The organism is uncultured Intestinimonas sp. (genome assembly GCF_944387725.1).
Taxonomy (GTDB): Bacteria; Bacillota; Clostridia; order Oscillospirales; family Oscillospiraceae; genus Intestinimonas.
Genome location: NZ_CALXGA010000039.1, coordinates 1 through 19,566 on the forward strand (window position 1 = coordinate 1; position 19,566 = coordinate 19,566).

Consider the following 19,566-nt stretch of genomic DNA (forward strand, 5'->3'; position numbering starts at 1 on the left):
CTACCGCCCTATACCAACAAGCAACACAAATCCTGCACAGCTCACAGACGTTCTCTATCGAGGAGGAAGCCCCAAACGAATTTGCGGCATTGTTTCAAACCGAAAAAGAGCTTCTCCAAATCCGCTTGCATCTGGATGATGACCTGACCATACAATCCATCCTCAGCAGCGCCAGCGACGAGTGGATTCGTCCTTTTGTATTCGCTGTTTTGATCGCAGCAGATGCTATGCGAGGATATGGTGTATCCGATTGGGACGCAGTCTGTGCAAGCACTTCCTTTATTTCATAAGCAATTCTCATCGCCACTCGAATGGGTGGCGATTTTTTTATGCCTTTTTCAATGGACAGGCAATGCATAGCGGATTTGCACATATTCTTTTCTATATCGTAAAGGAGGATGATACCATGCCGAAAAACGCCCCTGTTGTACGTTGTGTTTTTGAGTCAGCCGAGAGAGCACTGCCGGAGCTTCTGGAAGAGTCCTTTCGGCTGTATCTTCACCGCATCCTTGCCGGATATGGAAAAGTCACGATACAATAATGTCGATGAATGGCCGCTTATCTCAGGAGGTATGGTATGTACTTAGAGATAAGCAACCCCATGGACTACCATGTGGCTTTATACATCAGACTATCAAAGGAGGATGAAAACGAAGGACCATCCCAGAGTGTCCAGAACCAGGAATCTTTGCTGCGGGAGTTTGTTCAACAGCACCGGCTGTCCGTCTTTGATACTTATGTGGATGACGGATGGAGCGGCACCAGTTTTGACCGTCCCAGTTTCCAGCGGATGATTGGCGACATTGAAACAAAAAAGGTCAATATGGTCATCACCAAGGACCTTTCCCGTTTGGGCCGTGATTATATCATGACAGGCCACTATATGGAGCGGTACTTTCCGGAACACCGGGTGCGGTACATCTCCCTGCTGGATGGCATTGATACCGGCGTGGATTCCACGGCCAACGACATTACCCCATTCCGTGCCATCATGAACGACATGTACGCCAAGGACATCTCCAAGAAGATCAAAAGCGTCAAGCGAGATAAGCAGCGGAAGGGGCAGTTCATCGGCGGCAAGCCCATGTACGGATACAAGATGCACCCCACCGAAAAAAACAAGATCGTCATTGACGAGGAAGTGGCTCCGGTAGTGCGGCGTATCTTTGCTTTAGCCCTTTCTGGTATGAGCTGCCGCAAGATTGCGACCACGCTTAATGAAGAAGGCGTCCCCACACCAGCCACCTATTGTGGCTGGAAGGTCGGGAATCCAGGGCCGTACACCGGCCTATGGAGCAGCGAAAGAATCTCCGAAATGCTGAGAAACGAGACCTACATCGGCAATATGGTGCAGGGACGTATGGTGAAGATCAGCTACAAATCTAAAAAGTGTCTGAGGCAATCACCGGAAAACTGGGTGGTAGTGGAAGGAACGCATGAGCCGATCATTGACCCCGAGACTTTTCAGAAGGTACAGATGCTGGTAAACAGCCGCAAACACACCCGAAGCCGGACCTACGACTTCTTGCTGAAAGGACTGATTTTCTGCCACGAGTGCGGCTATCCCATGGCGGTGCTTAACCGCAAGAATGCCGCCGGAGAGGATCGCCTGTTCTTTGTCTGCCGAACCTACCAGCGTTTTACCAAAGCAGGCGTCTGCACTTGTCATTCCATCAAGGAAGAAACGGTGAATGAAGCCGTGCTTGCCAAAGTGCGGGAGGTCTGCCAGGCCTATCTGAATCCTGACCGGCTGCGCCCGATTGCAGAAGAAGCAGTGGAGAACGCCAGCAAGAAGTCCAGCTGTGAAGCGGAGATGCAAGCGCTGCAATCCAAAATCACCGCGCTGACCACCAATCTGGATCAGATGTACATGGACCGACTGAGTGGTCTTCTCTCCGACGAGGACTTTCAGCGCATCTATCAGAAGGTCAAGATGGATCGCACGGTTCTGGAAGATCGGCTGAAGAGCTTACAGGAACAGGAAAAGCAGCCGGTGAACACCGAGGAAAAAGCTAAGGCACTGGTGAAACAGTTTCTGGACTCAGCACTGACCAGTCGGGAACTGCTGGTCAGCCTCATCGAACGGGTTGAGCTGACCGAAGAAAAAGAAATCATCATCAAATTCCGCTTCCACGAGTTGGAGGCGATTTCTTAGAAGGCATCGTTTACAATAGGCGTGTCGCTATGTATCCCGCATTGAAAAGAAAGCCCTCAAGAAGCTTAAGGAGGCCTTTGACCGGCCCCAGCCGCCGGAGGGTCGGCCCTCCTAGTACGCCACCAAGTTAGAAATTGCAGATTGAATTTAGAGCGGAATTTTTACGGAACAAGGCAGAGGACGCGGATGGGTTGACGCCCACCAAGGACGATAACGAAGTGATGCAGAAATTCCGCCGAAAGGCAAACGCAAGTTTCTGGCTTAGTGGAGTACCAGGTCCCACAGGGGTCCGCCGCCCATGGCAGCAAAGCCCGGAACGCCTTGTGAGACAAGGCTTTCCGGGCTTCTCAATAAGATAAAAATTCCCCAGGGTTCCGCACAGCCTGGAACCCGGAGGGAGCAAGGGCCCCTCACTCCCCCATGCCCGCCTTCAGATCCCCCGCTGCCGGGTTGTCAATCAGCTTCCCCTTCTCCGTAAAACGGGAGCCGTGGCAGGGACAGTCCCAGGTGCGCTCCAGGGGGTTCCACTTCAGCGCACAGCCCAAATGCGGGCAGCGCCTGGGGCTGGGCGTCAGCAGGCGGCCGCCTCCAGCCCATTGACAGCCAGCTGGGGACGGAGGATGCTCCGGGAGGGAGAGAATACCTCTCCATAGGGGCTCTCCTTCCCCTGGACAAGCTCGCACAGGATCATGGGGGCCGTCATGGAGGAGGTCATCCCCCACTTGTTGAATCCGGTGGCGACGTACAGGTTGGAGATGGAGGCCGAGTAGGGGCCGATATAGGGTACCCCGTCCAGGCTCATGCAGTCCTGGGTAGCCCAGTGGAATCTCTCCACGGCATGGGGTAGTGCCGCCCGGCGAACGCCCGGAGCTCCTTCCAGCCGCCGCCTCGTTTTCCCGTGCGGTGGCCGCCGCTCCCCACCAGCGGCAGGCTCCCATAGATCAGCCTGTGCTGGCAGGTGATTTTCGCGGTGGTGTTTCGGGTGATCCCGCTGCACAGCGTCTTGGCCTCCACCAGCACATAGGGGACGCCGGCGCGGTTCAGGAAATACGCGCACAGAATCCCCGCCATGCCGCCGCCGATAATCAGGACGCCGGTGCTCAGATCCCCCTTCAGGGCCGGAAAGCCAGGCCGCCCCCAGGTCTGCTCCCACAGTGATTCCATACCCTTCCCCCCAGATGGATGTGATACCGATAGTCTCTGTCCAAGGGAGAAAAGTATTCCTCTGCCCAGCGCGAATGCTTCCCATGGCGGCGGAACTCATGCCGCCCGGGCCCTTTCCGCTATTCCAGCCGGAGGATCACTTTGCCGTTCGTGTGCCCCTGGGCCACCAGCCGGAGGGCCTCGCCGGCCTCTGCAAGGGAGAAGACCCTGGGGTCGGTCTTGGGAACGATGCGGCGGCGCTCCACAAGCTTCGTGATCTTCTGGAGCTGCGCTCCGTCCGCGTGTACAAGCAGAAAGCGGTATTCCTTGCCCTGCTTGCTTGCGGCCCGGCCACATTTGGCCCCAGCCGCCGTAAACAGCAGGCGCTTAGGCCCGGAAACGTGGTTCCAAAGGGAAAACGCCCGGTTGGGACCCGTCCGCAGGTTCAGCAGCCGGATCTGCTTATCAAAATGAGTAAAATGGGTTGCTTTCTGGGGACAAAAAGCAAGGCTGTTTTCTGGAAGGGCATTGCTCACAAGCCTTTGCCGTCCGTCTAAAGGCCAAGTCCTTTTAGAAATTAGGGTGCGAAGTTTGAGTGTATTACTCGTTCAAACAATATGTCTATTTTTTCTCCGAACCTCTTAGGGCTTGTTTGAAACATGTCAACATGCCCAACCGGCGGGTCTTTTGCCCCCTGGACGGCGCAATTTTTCCTTGAAATCCGCCAGGATTCCTGCAAAAAAATTGCTTGCCAGCGGCTCAAAATCCCTCGCTGCCGGACACATCGCCAATTTTCAAACAAGCCCTAGGATTGTCATTTTTAACGTCAAGAACAACTTTGCCAAGGATAACCTGCCCAAAAGTGATCCAGACCGCGCCCTGGGCGTCCACTCCGCCTCCAATCAGCACAACGAGCGCCGTTATGAGTTTTACTGGGGATACAAGAGCCATGTGCTGGTGGACTGTATTTCCGGGCTGCCCCTGTATGAGCTGACCACACCGGCCAATGTATCGGATTCTTCCAGGATTTTGGCGTCTGGGTAGATGGCTCTGATGCGTTCATCGGGGTAGTGCCGGTCGAGGAATTCCTCAAATGCGCTGCCGGCCGGCTGGTCTGAGGTGTTTCGCTCCACATACCTGGCAAAGGCCGCCGCAGAAACCGCCATATTCAGGACCATGAACGCCGCCATGATCCAGGTGAGGCGCTTTCCACCCCGCATGGGGAGCAGCTTGATGAAGCTGGACATCTTCGGGTAGATGCCCTTGATCCACACAACGGTGGCAATCCCCCAGAAAAAGCAGTAGAGCAGATTGATCCGCCCGCCCAGGTTGAAGGGAATGGCGCTGTAATCCCAAAAGATCGTACCAAACAGCAGTTCCGAGAGCACCGAGCAGCCGTACTCATAGGCGCCGCCCAGCACCGTTCCAAAGGCAAAGAGGAACCCGTCCCGCCGGTTGCGGTAGCGGTAGAGCAGGGCGGTGAGCATGACGGCACCAAAGCCCCACACAATGGAGAAGGGACCGTAAATCAGACTGCTCCGGCTCATCCAGACCCCCATTTTCAGCCGGCAGAACACCGTTTCAATGAGGTCGCCCAGCAGGGCAGCCAGTAAGAAGACCCAGGCCAGCTTATAGAAGCCGCAGCCCTGGGCAAAGGTCTGGGCGCCGGCTGTTTCCCGCCGGGGCCTGAGCCGTTCCCGCGCCAGGCTGGGATAGGCCCGGGCCATACGCCGCTGGATATGCCGGGTCACCCCATTGTCCAGCGCCTCTGAAAGGGCCCGCCACCGGCGGGAGACCGTGTCCGCCGCCCGGAGGCTTCCGCTGAGCTGGAGCACCGCCGCCAGGGAGCTCAGCAAGTCCAGGAGCAGAAGCGCCGCCATCACCAGGAGGAGGACCCGGCCCGCCAAGGGGGGAATCCACTGCGTCAGGGACACCAGGAGGGGATTGCCGCGGTAGAGGCAGAACAGGGCGAAGAGGCCCCAGGCCACGGCGTATTTGAGACAGCTGTTCGGAGTAGTCCCACCACTTCTGCCCAAAGAGCTTCTCCAGCAGCATCCCGGTGAGCAGCTCCAGCGCGGTGGCCAGCAGCATCCCACCCAGAAACAGGAAGAACGGGTCGGCGCGCAGGTCTGGAAGAAACACCGCGAAGAGCACCGCCCCCAGCCCATAGGACGGGGAGAAGGGGGCGTTCAAAAAACCCCGGTTTAAGAGCCGCCCTCTCCGCACGGCGGCCAGGGCGGTCTCCAGAAACCAGCCTAGGAAGGAGTATATCAGAAAAAACCAGGCCAGCTGGTAAAATGCGTATTCCATACGCCTCCTGAGGTCTCACCTGTGTTTGTATCCCCGGCTGCCGCCGCGAAAGGGTCCTATGGTTCCCATATACTCCAAAATCTTCATGAGCTGTTCTGTGATCTGCCGCTTGGTATCTCCAGGCATGGCAGCTGCCTCCTCTCTCAAGGCGCAAGAGACCGGTGCGTCCCGGTGCGCTGTCTGCCAAAATAGGGCTTGTTTGAAAGATGTCAACATGCCCAATCGGCGGGTCTTTTGATCCCTGACGGCGCAATTTTTCCTTGAAATCCGCCGGGATTCCTGCAAAAAATTGCTTGCCGGCGGCCCAAAATCCCTCGCTGCCGGGCACATCGCCAATTTTCAAACAAGCCCTAAACCGCAAGCCGGAAAGACCTTGATCCTCCAGGTTTGCGGCTTGGCTTTATACGCACCATTTTACAGAAAAATGCGCCTCGTGACAAGGGTGGGTTTTGACCCCGGGGGGGCCCGGGGTATAAAAAGCGGCCAACAGCACCTCTGCTGTTGGCCGGAAAACGGTTCGATTTTTCCTGTCCGCTTGTCAGTAGAGCGCCTTCACGGCGGGATAGACCTCCCTGAAGCGGCGGTACTGCGCCTCGTACTTTTCCACCAGCTGGGGCTCGGGCTCCACCACCCGCACCACCTTCACGATTTTCTCTACCGCCGCCTCCACGCTCTCGTAAGCGCCGCAGCCCACGGCGGCCAGCATGGCCCCGCCCATGGCGGGCCCCTCCTCGCTCTCGGTCTCCTCCACCCGCAGGTTCATGATGTTGGCAATCATGCGCTTCCAGAGGGGGCTCTTGGCCCCCCCGCCGCAGATGGTGGCGCTGTGGACCGCCACTCCCAGGCTCCTGGCTACCTCCAGGGAGTCCCGGAGCCCAAAGGCCACGCCCTCCAGCACCGCCTGGGTCATGTCCGCCCGGGTGGTATCCATGGACATGCCGATAAACAGGGCCCGGGCATTGGGGTTGTTGTGGGGGGAGCGCTCCCCCATGAGGTAGGGCAGGAAAAGCACCTGATTCTCCCCCAGACGGGTGATGGGGCGCTGCTCCTTCTCATTATCGCCGGCGCCCAGAATGTCCTCCGTCCACCACTTGTTGCAGGCGGCGGCGCTCAGCATACAGCCCATCAGGTGGTAGCTGCCGTCCGCGTGGTCGAAGGAGTGAATGCTGTTGAACCGGTCCACCTTAAATGCCCGGCTGGAGATAAAAACCGTGCCTGAGGTGCCCAGGGAGATGTTGCAGCGGCCATCCCCCACGGCCCCTGTGCCTACGGCGGCGGCGGCATTGTCCCCGGCGCCGGCCACCACCTTGACATCCTCCGTCAGGCCCAGGGACCGGGCCGCCGCAGGCAGCAGATTCCCCACCACCTCATAGCTCTCATACAGCCTGGGCAGCATGGACTCTGTGATCCCGCAGATGTCCAGCATCTCCTGGGACCAGCGCCGGTTCTTCACATCCAGCAGGAGCATCCCGGAGGCGTCGGACAGGTCGGTGGCAAACACCCCCGTCAGCTTGTAGACCAGAAAGTCCTTGGGCAGCATGATCTTCGCCACCCGTCCAAAGGCCTCCGGCTCGTTCTTCTTCATCCAGAGGATCTTGGGCGCTGTAAAGCCCGCAAAGGCGATATTGGCGGTGTACCGCGCGAGCTTCTCCTTGCCGATGACCTCGTTGAGATACTGGGTCTCCTCCTGGGAGCGGCCGTCGTTCCAGAGAATGGCCGGGCGGATGGGGCGGTCGTCCTTGTCCAGGGTGACCAGGCCGTGCATCTGGCCGCCGATGCCAATGCCGCCGATCTCCTCCGGCGGCACCCCCTCGGTCAGCTCCCGGAGCCCCTCCAGGGTCTTATCCAGCCAGTCCTGGGGATTCTGCTCCGACCAGCCAGGCTTCGGCAGGGACAGGGGATATTCCTTCGAGACAATTTTCCGAATGCGGCCCTCCGCATCCATCAACAAAAGCTTGACCGCAGAGGTGCCCAGGTCTACGCCGATGTAATCCATACGCCTCTCCCACTCAGATCTTGATGACGGCCTTCACCAAGTCCGTCTTGTTGTTGACCGCCTCGTCGAAGGCCTCCTGGATGTGGTCCAGCTCGAACCTGTGGGTCACAATTCGCTTGACGTCGATGGCCCCGCTGGCCACGGCGGCGATGGCCTTGGGATAGATGCTGCGGTAGCGGAACACGCTGGTGATTTTGGTCTCTTTGTCCATAATCTGGGCAAAGTTAAAGGTGATCTCCTCCTGGGAGGACAGGCCCACCAGGGTGATGGTGCCGCCCCGGCGCACCACAAAGGGGGTCTGGGCGATGGTTACGGGGGAGCCGGCGGTCTCAAACACCACATCGGCCCCCCGGCCGCCGGTCAGCCGCTCAATTTCCTTCAAAACGTCGGTCTTGCCGCTGTTGATCACATGGGTGGCTCCCAGCTCCTTGGCCTTTTCCAGCCGGGCGTCCACCAGGTCCGCCACGATGATCTCCCCGGCCCCGTGGGCCTTGCAGGCCAGCAGCGTCACCAGGCCGATGCAGCCGGAGCCCAGAATCACCACAGTGTCCCCTACCTGGACCTCCCCCTGATTGGCGGCGTAGAAGCCCACGGACAGGGGCTCGATGAGGGCCCCCTCCTCGGTGCTCATGCCTTCGGGCAGCTTGAAGCACATATCCTCCGGGAAGGCAATGTACTGCTCATAGCAGCCCTGGACCGGGGGGGTGGCCAGGAATACCACGTCGGGGCAGAGATTGTAGTGACCCGACTTGCAGAATTCACACTTTCCGCAGGTGATGCCCGGCTCCAGGGCCACCTTGTCCCCCACCTGGAGGGAGGTCACCCCGGGGCCCACCGCCTCGATGACGCCCGCGCACTCGTGGCCCAGCATAAAGTCCTCCTCCAGGTTGACGCGGTAGGCCCCGCAGTTACCCGTGTGGAAGTAGTGGACGTCGGAGCCGCAGATGCCCACATACTCCAGGCGCACCAGTACCTCCTTCTCCCTGACCTCCGGTACGGGGATCTCCTTGAGCACCATCTTGTCCAGGCCTCTCATAAAGGCCGCCTTCTGCATCTTCATGTCTTCGTCTCCTTTCACATTGGGGGGAAGGTCCTCCCCCGGGGGCCTGCAGCTTCATAAAATATGCCTGACAAGCAGAGACTTGTCAGGCACTCATTACACATTTTGTACGCCTGCCAAATCAAGTGCGGGTTGACAGGTTAGTTCAGGGTGCCGTCGGCGGAAATCTCACCGTTGTCGATGTAGATCTGAATGTACTCCTCCACGTTGTCCGCGTTGATCTCGGGGGCGTCCACATAGTCGTTGACTTCGGTTACGTCCATCTGACCCGTCAGCACCAGGTTGGCGTACTCCATGTTCATGCGGGCCAGCTCGGAGGCGTCCTGCAGGGCGGTAGAGGTCAGCAGGCCCTCCCGAATCAGCAGGCAGCCCTGAGCGGTGCCGTCCACGCCGTAGGCCAGGAAGTTGGCGGTGCCATCCGCGTTGACGTAGTTGGAGTCGTTCCGAATGGCCTCGATGGCGCCGGCCGCCATGTTGTCGTTCATAGAGATGATGGCGTCAATGTGGGTGCCGGACTGGACCCAGGCTTCCATCAGGGTCAGGGCCTCGTCGCTGTTCCAATTGGCGTAGTCCTCGTAGAGGATGGTCACGTCGGGCCGCTCATTGAAGAAGTAGGTATCCCAGGCCGCTCTTCTCTGCTCGGCGTGATAGTTGCCGGAGGGGCCTCTGAGCACCACCACATTGGCGTTCTCGGGGACCTCTTCCACCGCCCGCTGGGCGCTCACCCGGGCTTGTTCCACAGGGTCGGCGTCCACCGTGCCGGTGCCCTCCATGACGGAGTCGTCGTCGCTGCCGTCCAGGTCGCTCTGGTGGGTGGTGGGGTTGGTGGTGATGACGGGGATGCCGGCGTCCACCAGCTGCTTGATATAGGGGGCCTGGGCGGCGTTGTTGTTGGACTGGACAATCACCAGGTCATACTGCTGGGTGATGCAGTTTTCCAGCAGGCTGTTTTCAATGTTGTCATCCCCCTCGCCGCTGACGCAGGTCAGCTCGATGTTGGGATACTGGGCGGCTGCAGCCTGCATCTCGTTGGTCAGCCAGGCCGCGAAGGTGTCGGCGCTGGCCCGCGCCACGAAGCAGACCCGGTAGGTCTCGCTCTCGGCGGGGGCGCTCTCACCGGGGGCGCTGGCTGCGGGGGTGCTCTCCGCACCGCCGCCGCCGCAGGCCGTCAGGGCCAGCATAGCGCCGATAGAGGCGGTCAAGAGAAGGGCAATCAACTTTCTTCTTTTCATAAAACAGTTCTCCTTCCTTTTTGTTTGGCAGTACAAAAATGTGTAGTGAGATTTCCTGTTTTGGCACAGGCCCTGGGAGCCCGTGCGGTCTTCCTGAGGCGCCCTGTCAAGCCGGAGGGGCCTATGGATTCTTTCCGGCCGGCATCTGGGCTTCCCCCTTGTTCTCCTTGACAATGATGACCTTCTTGGTCTTCTTGCCCTTGCTCATAACGTCGAAGGACACGGCCAGGACGATGATGGCGCCCTTGACAATCTGCTGGATATAGGAGTTGATGCCCATGAGGTTCATGACGTTCTCCAGCAGGCCGATGATGAAGGCGCCGGCCACGGTGCCGCTGACGGTGCCGATGCCGCCCACAAAGGAGGTGCCGCCCACGATGGCCGCCGTGAGCCCCGTCATCTCGTAGCCGGTGGCGCCGTTGGGAAGACCGGCGTTGTTCCGGGCCATGAAGATCATGCCCGCCAGGCCCACCAGGACGCCGTTAATGATGTAGGACTTGTAGATGCTGGCCTTGGCGTTGATGCCGCTGGCCTCAGCCGCGCTGCGGTTTCCGCCGATGGCGTAGATGCCCCGGCCATACCTGGTGTGGTTGACGATGTACCAGACCACGATGGTGACGAAGATGACCAGGATGACCGGCACCGGGATGCCCCCCACCATGCCCTGGCCGATGTTGACAAAGTCGCCCAGCTGGAGGATGTTCTGGCCGTTGGTGTAGTAGAGGGCGATGCCTCTGGCCGCCTGCTGCATCCCCAGGGTGGCGATGAAGGCCGGCACATTGCAGTTGCCCACGAAGAAGGCGTTGACCACGTTGCAGGCCACCGCCACGGAGACCGCCACCACCAGGGCCACCGCCATGGAGCCGGTGCTCTTATAGGAGGACACCGACAGGACGCCCGCCAGGGCCAGGACCGAGCCCGCCGACAGGTCCAGGAAGCCGCTGACGATGAGGAGCATTTCGCCGTAGGCGATCAGCAGCCCCACGCAGAGCTGTCTGGACACATTGATGAGGTTGGTGTCGTTGAGAAAGTAAGGACTCAGCAGGCTACAGACTACAAACAGCACCAGCAGCACCAGGTATATGCTGAATTTTTGCAGATATTGTGAGACATTCGGCTTCATGTTCTTCCCTCGCTCCCTTCTAATCCTCCAGGCCCGTGGCATATCTCATGATAATCTCCTGGGAGAAATCCTCCCGCTCCACACATCCTGTGATCCGCCCCTGGCACATGACGTAGATGCGGTCGCACATGCCCAGCAGCTCGGGAAGCTCGGAGGATACCATGATGACCGCCCGGTTTTCCTGGACCATCTCCGTCATAAGCTTGTAGATCTCGAACTTGGCCCCCACGTCGATGCCGCGGGTGGGCTCGTCCAGGATCATGACATCGGGGTCGCACAGCATCCACCGGGTCAGCAGGACCTTCTGCTGATTGCCCCCGGAGAGCTTGGAGATTTCTGTATCCAGGGAGGGGGTTTTCACGTTCATCTTCCCAAACATTTCCTTGGCGACGGTGCGCTCCTTCTTTTTGTGGGCGCAGCCGCCAAAGATGAAATTTCGCAGAGAGGCCAGGCTGGCGTTCTCCACCACGCTCCTGGGGGGGATGATACCCTCCTCCCGGCGGTTTTCCGAGAGCATCACCAGCTTCTTTTTGATGCTGTCCTCCGGGGAGACGATCCTGGTCTCCTTTCCATTGATGCACACGGCGCCTGAGTCGAAGGGGTCCAGTCCGAAGACGGCCCGCATGGTCTCGGTGCGGCCGGCCCCCACCAGCCCCGCGAAGCCCACAATCTCGCCCTTGCGCACATGGAAGCTGATGTGCTCAAAAATGCCCTCTTTGTTGAGGTCCTTGACCTCCAGGGCCATATCCCCCAGGGCCACCGCCTCCTTGGGATAGACGTTTTCAATTTTGCGGCCCACCATGCGGGAGATGACGGTGTCCATGTCCAGGTCCTCCGCCCGATCGGTGGACACCACACTGCCGTCCATCAGGATGGTGATGTCGTCGGCGATCTGGAAGACCTCCTCCATCTTGTGGGAGATGTAGATGATGGACACGCCCTTTTTCTTCAGCTCGGCGATCTTCTCGAAGAGCAGGCCGACCTCCCGCTCCGTGATGGAGGAGGTGGGCTCGTCCATGATGATGATCTGGGCGTTGTTGGTGATGGCCTTGGTGATCTCCAGCATCTGGATGTCCGAGACCGTCAGGGTCTTCAGCTTCTGGTCGGGGGCATAGCTGAGCCCCTCCTCCTTCAGGAAGCGCCTGGCCTCCCGGCGGACCTTTTTCCAGTCCACCCGGCCCAGTCTGGTGACCGGGAGCCGCCCCAGAAAGAGGTTTTCCTCCACTGAGAGCTCCGAGACGTAGTTGAGCTCCTGGGCGATCATGGAAATCCCCAGCTCCATAGCCTGGATAGGGCTCTTGATGGTGACGGGCTTTTCGTCGATAAAGATCTGTCCCTTGTCGGCCTTGTAAATCCCCATGATGATCTTCATCAGGGTGGACTTCCCGGCGCCGTTTTCGCCGCAAAGGGCGTGTACCGTCCCCTTTCGGAGGGAGAAATTGATGTTGCTGAGGGCCTTCACGCCCGGAAAGGACTTTTCGATGTCGGAGACTCTCATTTTGATATCGCTCAAACCCTTCGCCTCCTCCTGCCAGCTCGTAGTGGTTAGACTTATATTAGATCTTTTATCTATGTTTTGTCAACTCTTTCATTCATTATTGTATCATTACCTAATTTATTTCCGAATTATTTGTATAGATTAGCTAATTTCAAGGTAAATAATTTCCTATTTTATACAATTTTCGGGCAAAAATAGATGAATTATTTTATCTAATATACCCGGAACACCGCCGGAGGCGGCGGGTGGATTCCGCGCCGCGATTGACTATTCCGCCGGTTTGGTATATCCTATTCCAAACAGAACAACGCAGAAATGAACTGGATTTGATGATGAAGATGGACAAGACATACAAAACAAGAGATTATGGAAACATCTTCCGCCTCATCTACGCCATGAAGCGGTGCACCCGCCAGCAGATCGCGGAGAAGCTTTCCATCAGCCTGCCCACGGTGACGCACAATCTGAACCTGCTCACCCAGCGGGGTCTGGTCTACAACTCCGGGGCCCACCACGCCACCGGAGGGCGCAAGGCCAACCTCTACCAGTGCGTGGCCGACTCGCGCCTGGCCCTGGGCATTGACATTACCAGGCGCCATCTCTCCCTGGTCCTCATCAATCTGGAGCTTCAAATCGTCGATAAGAAGCGGATTCGCTGCGCCTTTCAGGATTCGGACGCCTATTTTGCGCATATGGGCCGGGAGCTGACGGAAATTCTCTCCAAAAACGGCGTGGACGGCGGCAGGCTGTTGGGCGTGGGGGTCTCTATGCCTGTTATCGTCAATTCCGACCAGAAATCCATCTCCTACGCCGAAGTCATCAACGTGGGGGAGAACCTCTATGAGCGCATGGCCGCCCACATCCCCTATCCCTTCCTGCTGTTCAACGACGCCAACTCTGCGGGCCTTGCGGAGAGCTGGGTCTCCGACAGCAGCGGAGACATGACCTATCTCTTCTTGAGCGCCAGCGTGGGGGGGGCCCACATGACCGGCAGGCAGCTCCAGTACGGCGCAAACCAGAGGACGGGGGAGTTTGGCCATATGTGCATCGTCCCCGGCGGAAGACGCTGCTACTGCGGACAAAGAGGCTGTCTGGACGCCTACTGCTCGGCCAAGATACTCTCGGACTTCACCGGAGGCAACCTGGGGGCCTTTTTTGAGGCCCTCAAGCAGGGGGACAACCCCGGCTACCGCAGGCTGTTCGACCAGTACATGGACTATCTGGCCATTGCGGTCAAAAACCTCCGCATGTGCTATGACTCGGACATCGTGCTGGGCGGGACCGTCGGGGCCTATATGTCGGACTACATCGACGTGTTCCGGCAGAAGGTGGCGGCCCTCAACCCCTTTGAGCGGGAGACCGGCTACATCCGGGTCTGCCACTACAAGACGGAGGCGGCGGCCGTGGGCTCCGCCATCTACTATATCAATGAGTTCATTGGAACGGTGGAAAACCAGTGAGCGCCCTCCGAACATGGCCTCGCCCCGGCCCGCGCCTCCATCGGCGCGGGTTCTTTCCCGGAACGGGGCGGCGCAAAAAAGGCCCTGTCCCCAGTGGGGACAGGGCCGGAGTGCTGGGGGCGGTTCCTTGAGCCGCGGGCGGGCGCGTCTTCAGGCTCCCGCGCCGAAGAACAGGGCCAGGTCCTCCTCCACGGCGCCGGTGCCGGCGATGCCGAAGTTCTCCACCAGCACCTTGGCCACGTTGGGGCTGAGGAAGGCCGGGAGGGTGGGGCCCAGGTGGATGTTCTTCACCCCCAGGGACAGCAGGGCCAGCAGGACGATGACCGCCTTCTGCTCATACCAGGCGATGTTGTAGACAATGGGCAGCTGGTTGACGTCCTCCAGCCCAAAGACCTCCTTGAGCTTCAGGGCGATGACCGCCAGGGAGTAGGAATCGTTGCACTGCCCCGCGTCCAGCACCCGGGGAATCCCGCCGGTGTCCCCCAGGTCCAGCTTGTTGTACTTGTACTTGGCGCAGCCGGCGGTGAGGATCACGGCGTCCCGGGGCAGGGCCTTGGCAAACTCCGTGTAGTATTCCCGGCTCTTGGCCCGGCCGTCGCAGCCGGCCATCACCACAAACTTCCGAATGGCGCCGCTCTTCACGGCCTCCACCACCTGGTCCGCCAGGGCCAGCACCTGGTTGTGGGCGAAGCCGTTGGTGAGCTCCCCCTGCTCCAGCTCTGCGGGCGGCGCGCAGTTTTTGGCGTGCTCAATGAGGGCGGAAAAGTCCTTCTTCCCGTCGGCGTCCTCCGTGATGTGCCGGCAGCCGGGATACCCCGCCGCGCCGGTGGTGTAGAGACGGCCGGCGTAGCTGTCCTTGGGGGGCACAATGCAGTTGGTGGTCATCAGAATGGGGCCGTGGAAGGACTCAAACTCCTCCCGCTGCTTCCACCAGGCGTTGCCATAGTTGCCCACCAGGTTGGGGTACTTCTTGAAGGCCGGATAGGCGTGGGCGGGGAGCATCTCGGAGTGGGTGTAGACGTCCACGCCGGTACCCTGGGTCTGCTCCAGAAGCTGCTCCAGGTCCCGCAGGTCGTGGCCGGAGACCAGAATCCCCGGCCGCGTGCCCACGCCCAGCTTCACCTTGGTGATCTCCGGGTGCCCGTAGGCCTCGGTGTTGGCCTGGTCCAGCAGGGCCATGACGCTGACGCCGTATTGGCCGGCCTCCAGGGCCAGGGCGGTCAGATCGTCCGCCGTCAGGCTGTCGTCCAGGGTAGCCGCCAAGGCCCGCTGGAGGAAGGCGTCGATCTGGGGGTCCTCCCGGCGGAGGGCGCCGGCGTGCTTGGCATAGGCGGCCATTCCCTTCAGGCCGTAAGTGATGAGCTCCCGCAGAGAGCGGATGTCCTCATTCTGGGTGGACAGCACCCCCACCTGGGCGGTCTTGGCGGCGAACGCAGAGGCCCCGCCGCTCCAGCGGGCGGCCTCGGGCAGACCCTCCCCTCGCTCCACCTGGGCCAGCAGCCCCTGCTTGACCTCCAGGGCGGCGTGAATCCGGGCCACAATGGCCTCGTTGTCAAAGTTGGCGTTGGTGATGGTGGTGAACAGGTTCTCAATGACCATCTGGTTGACAGCCCGGGATACCTCCTTACCCTCGGCCCGCAGCTGGGTGGCCGCCGCCGCCAGGCCCTTGGTCACATAGACCAGCAGATCCTGCATGGCCGCCACCTCCGGCTTCTTGCCGCAGACCCCCGACTGGGTGCAGCCGGTGCAGCCGGCGGTCTCCTGGCACTGGTAGCAAAACATCTTATATTCCATGTCATATTCCTCCTGGAGCTGCTCGCGTTTCTGTTTTGCGGCGGGGTGCGCCGCGACGCTCTGGAGAGAGAATACCGAATATCGAGGAAAATGTATGTTGTTTAGACAACAATTCGTCGATTTTTTGCTGCCGCGCATAGAGGGCAAAGCGCCCCCGCCGGGTCCCTTTGGGACCCGGCGGGGGCGTCTGCTTTTTGGGTTACAGGGTCATGGCCCGGGAGAGCATCACGGCCATTTCCGCCCGGGTGACGGCGCTGCGGGGGTTCAGTGCGCCGCTCTCGTCTCCGGAGAGGATGCCGTTCTCCAGCATGACGGCCACGGCGCTCTGGGCGTAGGAGGCCACACTCCAGCCGTCGGAGTAGTTGGAGAGGAGGCTGGTGTTGCCGGTTCCCAGGTCCCGGCCGATGCGCTGCATGGTCCGCTGGAGGAGGACGGCGGCGTCCTGGCGGGTGATGGGGTCATAGGGGCGGAAGTCCCCGCTGCCGGTTCCGGTGGTGATGCCCAGGGCCTGGGCGGTTCGGACGGCCTGGGCGTAGTAGCTGTCCGCCGGCACGTCGGGGAAGCCGGCGCCCAGGACGCCCGCGCTCCCCAGGCTGAAGGCCCGGTAGAGCATCAGCACAAAGTCGGCCCGGATGATGGCCTCGCCGGGGCGGAAGCGGCCGTCACCGCCCCCCGCCACCACGCCGGCCTCATAGAGGTAGTCCACAGCGGAGGCTGCCCAGGCGTAGTTGGCCATATCGGTGAAGTGCTGGGAGTAGTAGGAGGCCTGGCAGGAGATCTGGACCTGCCCCTGGTAGGCGTTGCCCTGGGTGTCCCAGCCGGTGTAGGTAAAGGTGGTGGTGCCGGTGTAGCCGACCTGGGGGACAAAGGTGAGCTCCGAAAGGCTGGGGGAGCTGTCCGGGTAGTAGCTGACGCCGGTCTGGGCCTGGAATCCGCCGGCGCCGGTGTAGCCGTAGTAGAGCTGCCCGCCGGCACTGCTGGTCTGGGTGAAGCGGACGTAGGAGAGGGCCCCAGCCCCACGGGCGCTGCAGGCGTTGATGAAGTCCTGGGCCTGGAAGGTTACGGGCTGGTAGCCGGTGGAATAGAGAATGACGGAGGCGTTGGCGGGCTCCTCGATGACGATCTCCACGGTGCCGCGGAAGGTTTCATTGCCGGTGCTCCGGCCGGTGAAGGCGATGGAGACCGCTCCATAGTAGCCGCTGGCGGGGACGAAGGTTACCCGATTCAGATAGGGGCGCTGGCCCCAGTAGTAGCTCTGGTTGGCGGAGACCTCGCTTTCATAGCTGCCGCCGTTGTACTGGTAGTAGAGGGTCCCCTGGGAGGCGGCGGGCAGCTCGAAGCGGATGTAGGACAGGCGGTCCCCGGTGAGGTCCTGGCAGAGGCCGTCAAAGCTGGTGGAGTTGAAGGTGACGGTCTGGCCGGAGCGAATCCGGTAGGTGATGGGCTCGCTGACCGCCGCCTCCACCTGGATCTCCACAGCGCCGGTGAAGCGCTCGCCGCTGGTGCTCCAGGCGTTGAACTCGATCTCCACGGTTCCGGAGAAGCCGCTCATCGGGACGAAGCTCACCTGGTCCAGGTAGGGCCTCTGGGCGCGGTAGTAGCTCCGGGAGGCGGTGACCCGCTCCTCGTTGCTGCCCCCATAGTCGTAGTAGAGCCGCCCCACGGAGGTGTCGGGCAGGGTGAAGCGGACATAGGAGAGGGAGGCGCCGGTGATGTCCCGACAGAGGGTATTGAAGTCGCTGACCTCGAAGCCGGCCTGGCCGCCGGCGCGGCAGCTATAGCGGATGTCTCCGCCGCCGGCGCGGCTGACGGTGATCTCCACGGTGCCGGTGAAGCGCTCGCCCCGGGTGTTCCGGGCGGTGAAGGGGATTTCCACGGTGCCGGAGTAGTTCTCGGCGGCCACAAAGGTCACCCGCCGGAGGTAGGGGCTGCTGGAGCGGTAGTAGCTGTTGGATTCGGTGACCTGGTTGTCATAGCTGCCACTGCTGGTGTAGTTGTAGTAGAGGGTCCCCTCTGAGGAGGCGGGGAGCTGGAACTGGACGGAATCCAGGGCCGCGCCGGTGAGCTCCCGGGAGAGGGCGTTGAAATCGTCGGCGTCCATGGTGACCCGGCCCCCCTGGGAGATGGAGTAGTTCACATCCCCGGCGCTGGCGGCGGCGCTGACCTGAATGGTCATTCGCCCCCGGTAAGAGCTGCCGTTGACGTCGTAGGCGGTGTAGGTGATGAGCACCCGGCCGGAGGACCCGGCGGCGGGGACAAAATAGACGTCGGAGAGGCTGGAGCGGCTGTACTGGGTGCCGGCCTCCACCGCCCGGCCGGGGCTGAGCTCCGACACATAGCCCTGATAGAGGGTCCCGTCGGCGGCGGAGGGCAGGATGAAGGTGACATAGCTCAGGTCCCGGCCCAGCCGCTGGCGGCAGACGCGGTTGAAGTCGTCGGCGTTGAACTGGATGGCCCGGTCGGCACTGGTGGAGTAAGACATATCCTCGGCCTCCTCCACCCGCACCTCGATGGTGCCTTGGAAGAAGGAGGAGGAGCTGGCGTAGCCGGTGTAGGAGATGACGGCGGTGCCGCTGAAATCCGGCTTGGGCACGAAGGTGACGTCGGAGAGGGCCAGCTGGCTGGCTCCGGGGTAGGGGTAGTAGTTCTCGCTGGTGCCCACGCCGGCGCCGGTGTCGGCCTCAGACTGGTAATGATAGTAGAGGGTCCCCTGGCTGGTGTCCACCCGCAGGCCGCTGACGTAGCTCAGGGAGGCTCCCAGCACGTCCTGGCACTCCCCCCGGAGCTGGGAGGTGATGCTGGAGAAGGACAGGGGGCTCCCCACCGAGGCCGAGGCCCGGATGACGTCGGCGACATTGGCCTCCACAGTGACCGTGCAGGTGTTGGAGGTATAGGTGCGGCCGTTAGCCTCAACGGTAGCGGTAACGGTGGTGGTCCCCACCGAAACCGGGTAGAGGTAGCCGCTCTCCACCCGCAGGATGCTGTCATTGCCGCTGGCCCAGGTGATGTTGGCCCGGTCCACCTGGGTCCGCAGAGCCTCGCCGTAGGCGGTGACGGTGATGCTGGTGCTCTGGTTTTCCAGGACAGTGGCCGTCTCCGGCAGAACCAGGCCCCGGACCGTGACGGTGAGGGAGTCGGTGAGTCCGCTGGGGGTCCGGGCGGTGATGACGGCGGCGCCGGGGGCGCCTCCGGCGGTGACCAGGCCGGACGCATCGACAGAGGCGGTGTCAGGACTGCTGCTGCTCCAGGTGACGGCCTCCTGGTCCGCCCCCTCCGGGGTGATGGCCGCCGAGAGGGCCAGGGTTCCGTTGGGATCCAGCTCCACATCATCCCCCGGGGTGATGGTCAGCCCTGTGGGGTCTGTGGGGGAGACAGTGACCTGGCAGGTGTCCGTGTATCCGACGCCATTGGCCGTAACGGTGACGGTGATGGTCACTTCCTTGATGGGGTCATCGGTTTCCGCCGTTTTCAGGGCTTGAATCTCTGTGGTCAGGCCGGTGCTGTCGGTGACCGACACCTCCAGCGGGTCGCTGCTCACCCAGCGGATGGTAACGCCCTCCGGCAGGCTGGTGACAGGTGCGCCGCTGGCGTCCGTCACCGACGCTGTCAGCCGGGCCGTCTCTCCTACCTTCCGGCTCACGGTAGAGGGGGTCAGATTGACCTGATAGGGCGTACGGAGGGGGGGCTCAGTTTCCTCGCCGGGGGTCTCGGTCCCCGTGCCGGGGGTCTCGGTCCCCGTGCCGGGGGTCTCGGTCCCCGTGCCGGGGGTCTCGGTCCCCGTGCCGGGGGTCTCGG

The 19,566-nt window shown here is 61.0% G+C and carries 12 protein-coding genes and 2 pseudogenes; 3 read left to right on the forward strand and 11 right to left on the reverse strand.

All coding sequences use genetic code 11. The features are described 5' to 3' along the window. Together Q0K09_RS06835 and Q0K09_RS06840 are read left to right on the forward strand one after the other, a co-directional pair. On the forward strand, window positions 1-290 hold a 290-nt coding region (locus Q0K09_RS06835; protein ID WP_294474624.1), incomplete at its 5' end, for a hypothetical protein. A gap of 287 nt (window positions 291-577) precedes the next feature. Beyond that, a complete protein-coding gene (locus Q0K09_RS06840) occupies window positions 578-2,155 on the forward strand; it encodes a recombinase family protein (protein ID WP_294474627.1) in 1,578 nt (525 codons plus the stop codon). Between the two features lie 410 nt (window positions 2,156-2,565). Here the strand turns inward: Q0K09_RS06840 and Q0K09_RS06845 are convergent. The 9 genes and pseudogenes from Q0K09_RS06845 to Q0K09_RS06880 form a co-directional block, all read right to left on the reverse strand. Beyond that, window positions 2,566-3,319, reverse strand: a pseudogene (locus Q0K09_RS06845) (FAD-dependent oxidoreductase). 119 nt (window positions 3,320-3,438) lie between these two features. Further along, window positions 3,439-3,834, reverse strand: a complete 396-nt coding sequence (locus Q0K09_RS06850; RefSeq protein ID WP_294474629.1) for a zinc-binding dehydrogenase — start codon at window positions 3,832-3,834, stop codon at window positions 3,439-3,441. A gap of 393 nt (window positions 3,835-4,227) precedes the next feature. Then, window positions 4,228-5,178: a putative ABC transporter permease gene (locus tag Q0K09_RS10775; RefSeq protein WP_365931707.1), complete on the reverse strand. Its 951-nt coding sequence runs from the start codon at window positions 5,176-5,178 to the stop codon at window positions 4,228-4,230. Between the two features lie 24 nt (window positions 5,179-5,202). Further along, window positions 5,203-5,608: pseudogene (locus Q0K09_RS10780) on the reverse strand (putative ABC transporter permease); the annotation flags it as partial. A 538-nt stretch (window positions 5,609-6,146) separates the two neighbouring features. Next, window positions 6,147-7,604: a xylulokinase gene (gene xylB / locus Q0K09_RS06860; protein WP_294474631.1), complete on the reverse strand. Its 1,458-nt coding sequence runs from the start codon at window positions 7,602-7,604 to the stop codon at window positions 6,147-6,149. 13 nt (window positions 7,605-7,617) lie between these two features. Next, complete coding sequence (locus tag Q0K09_RS06865) at window positions 7,618-8,664, reverse strand: NAD(P)-dependent alcohol dehydrogenase (protein WP_294474641.1); 1,047 nt, start codon at window positions 8,662-8,664, stop codon at window positions 7,618-7,620. Between the two features lie 140 nt (window positions 8,665-8,804). Continuing rightward, on the reverse strand, window positions 8,805-9,896 hold the full coding sequence (locus Q0K09_RS06870) for a sugar ABC transporter substrate-binding protein (protein WP_294474633.1): 1,092 nt from the start codon (window positions 9,894-9,896) through the stop codon (window positions 8,805-8,807). Window positions 9,897-10,017: 121 nt separating this feature from the next. Then, window positions 10,018-11,019 (reverse strand): ABC transporter permease, encoded by a 1,002-nt coding sequence (locus tag Q0K09_RS06875; RefSeq protein ID WP_294474635.1) that lies wholly within the window; start codon window positions 11,017-11,019, stop codon window positions 10,018-10,020. A 19-nt stretch (window positions 11,020-11,038) separates the two neighbouring features. Beyond that, complete coding sequence (locus Q0K09_RS06880; RefSeq protein ID WP_294474636.1) at window positions 11,039-12,532, reverse strand: sugar ABC transporter ATP-binding protein; 1,494 nt, start codon at window positions 12,530-12,532, stop codon at window positions 11,039-11,041. A gap of 323 nt (window positions 12,533-12,855) precedes the next feature. Here Q0K09_RS06880 and Q0K09_RS06885 point away from each other — a divergent pair, with 323 nt between their 5' ends. Continuing rightward, window positions 12,856-13,977, forward strand: coding sequence for an ROK family transcriptional regulator (locus Q0K09_RS06885; RefSeq protein WP_294474638.1), 1,122 nt, complete (start codon window positions 12,856-12,858; stop codon window positions 13,975-13,977). 150 nt (window positions 13,978-14,127) lie between these two features. Here Q0K09_RS06885 and hcp read toward each other — a convergent pair whose 3' ends face one another. Together hcp and Q0K09_RS06895 are read right to left on the reverse strand one after the other, a co-directional pair. Then, entirely contained in the window at window positions 14,128-15,771 is a 1,644-nt protein-coding gene (gene hcp, locus Q0K09_RS06890) for a hydroxylamine reductase (protein WP_294474640.1), read from the reverse strand. 199 nt (window positions 15,772-15,970) lie between these two features. Then, window positions 15,971-19,566: S-layer homology domain-containing protein (locus tag Q0K09_RS06895; RefSeq protein WP_365931705.1), on the reverse strand; the 3,596-nt coding region annotated here is incomplete at its 5' end.

What these genes read in the sequence shown, in the direction of transcription:
- Q0K09_RS06840 (WP_294474627.1), top strand. Translation starts at nt 578, where the DNA reads ATGTACTTAGAGATAAGCAACCCCATGGACTACCATGTGGCTTTATAC.
- Q0K09_RS10775 (WP_365931707.1), bottom strand. Translation starts at nt 5,178, where the DNA reads ATGGCGGCGCTTCTGCTCCTGGACTTGCTGAGCTCCCTGGCGGCGGTG.
- xylB (WP_294474631.1), bottom strand. Translation starts at nt 7,604, where the DNA reads ATGGATTACATCGGCGTAGACCTGGGCACCTCTGCGGTCAAGCTTTTG.
- Q0K09_RS06865 (WP_294474641.1), bottom strand. Translation starts at nt 8,664, where the DNA reads ATGAAGATGCAGAAGGCGGCCTTTATGAGAGGCCTGGACAAGATGGTG.
- Q0K09_RS06870 (WP_294474633.1), bottom strand. Translation starts at nt 9,896, where the DNA reads ATGAAAAGAAGAAAGTTGATTGCCCTTCTCTTGACCGCCTCTATCGGC.
- Q0K09_RS06875 (WP_294474635.1), bottom strand. Translation starts at nt 11,019, where the DNA reads ATGAAGCCGAATGTCTCACAATATCTGCAAAAATTCAGCATATACCTG.
- Q0K09_RS06885 (WP_294474638.1), top strand. Translation starts at nt 12,856, where the DNA reads ATGGACAAGACATACAAAACAAGAGATTATGGAAACATCTTCCGCCTC.
- hcp (WP_294474640.1), bottom strand. Translation starts at nt 15,771, where the DNA reads ATGGAATATAAGATGTTTTGCTACCAGTGCCAGGAGACCGCCGGCTGC.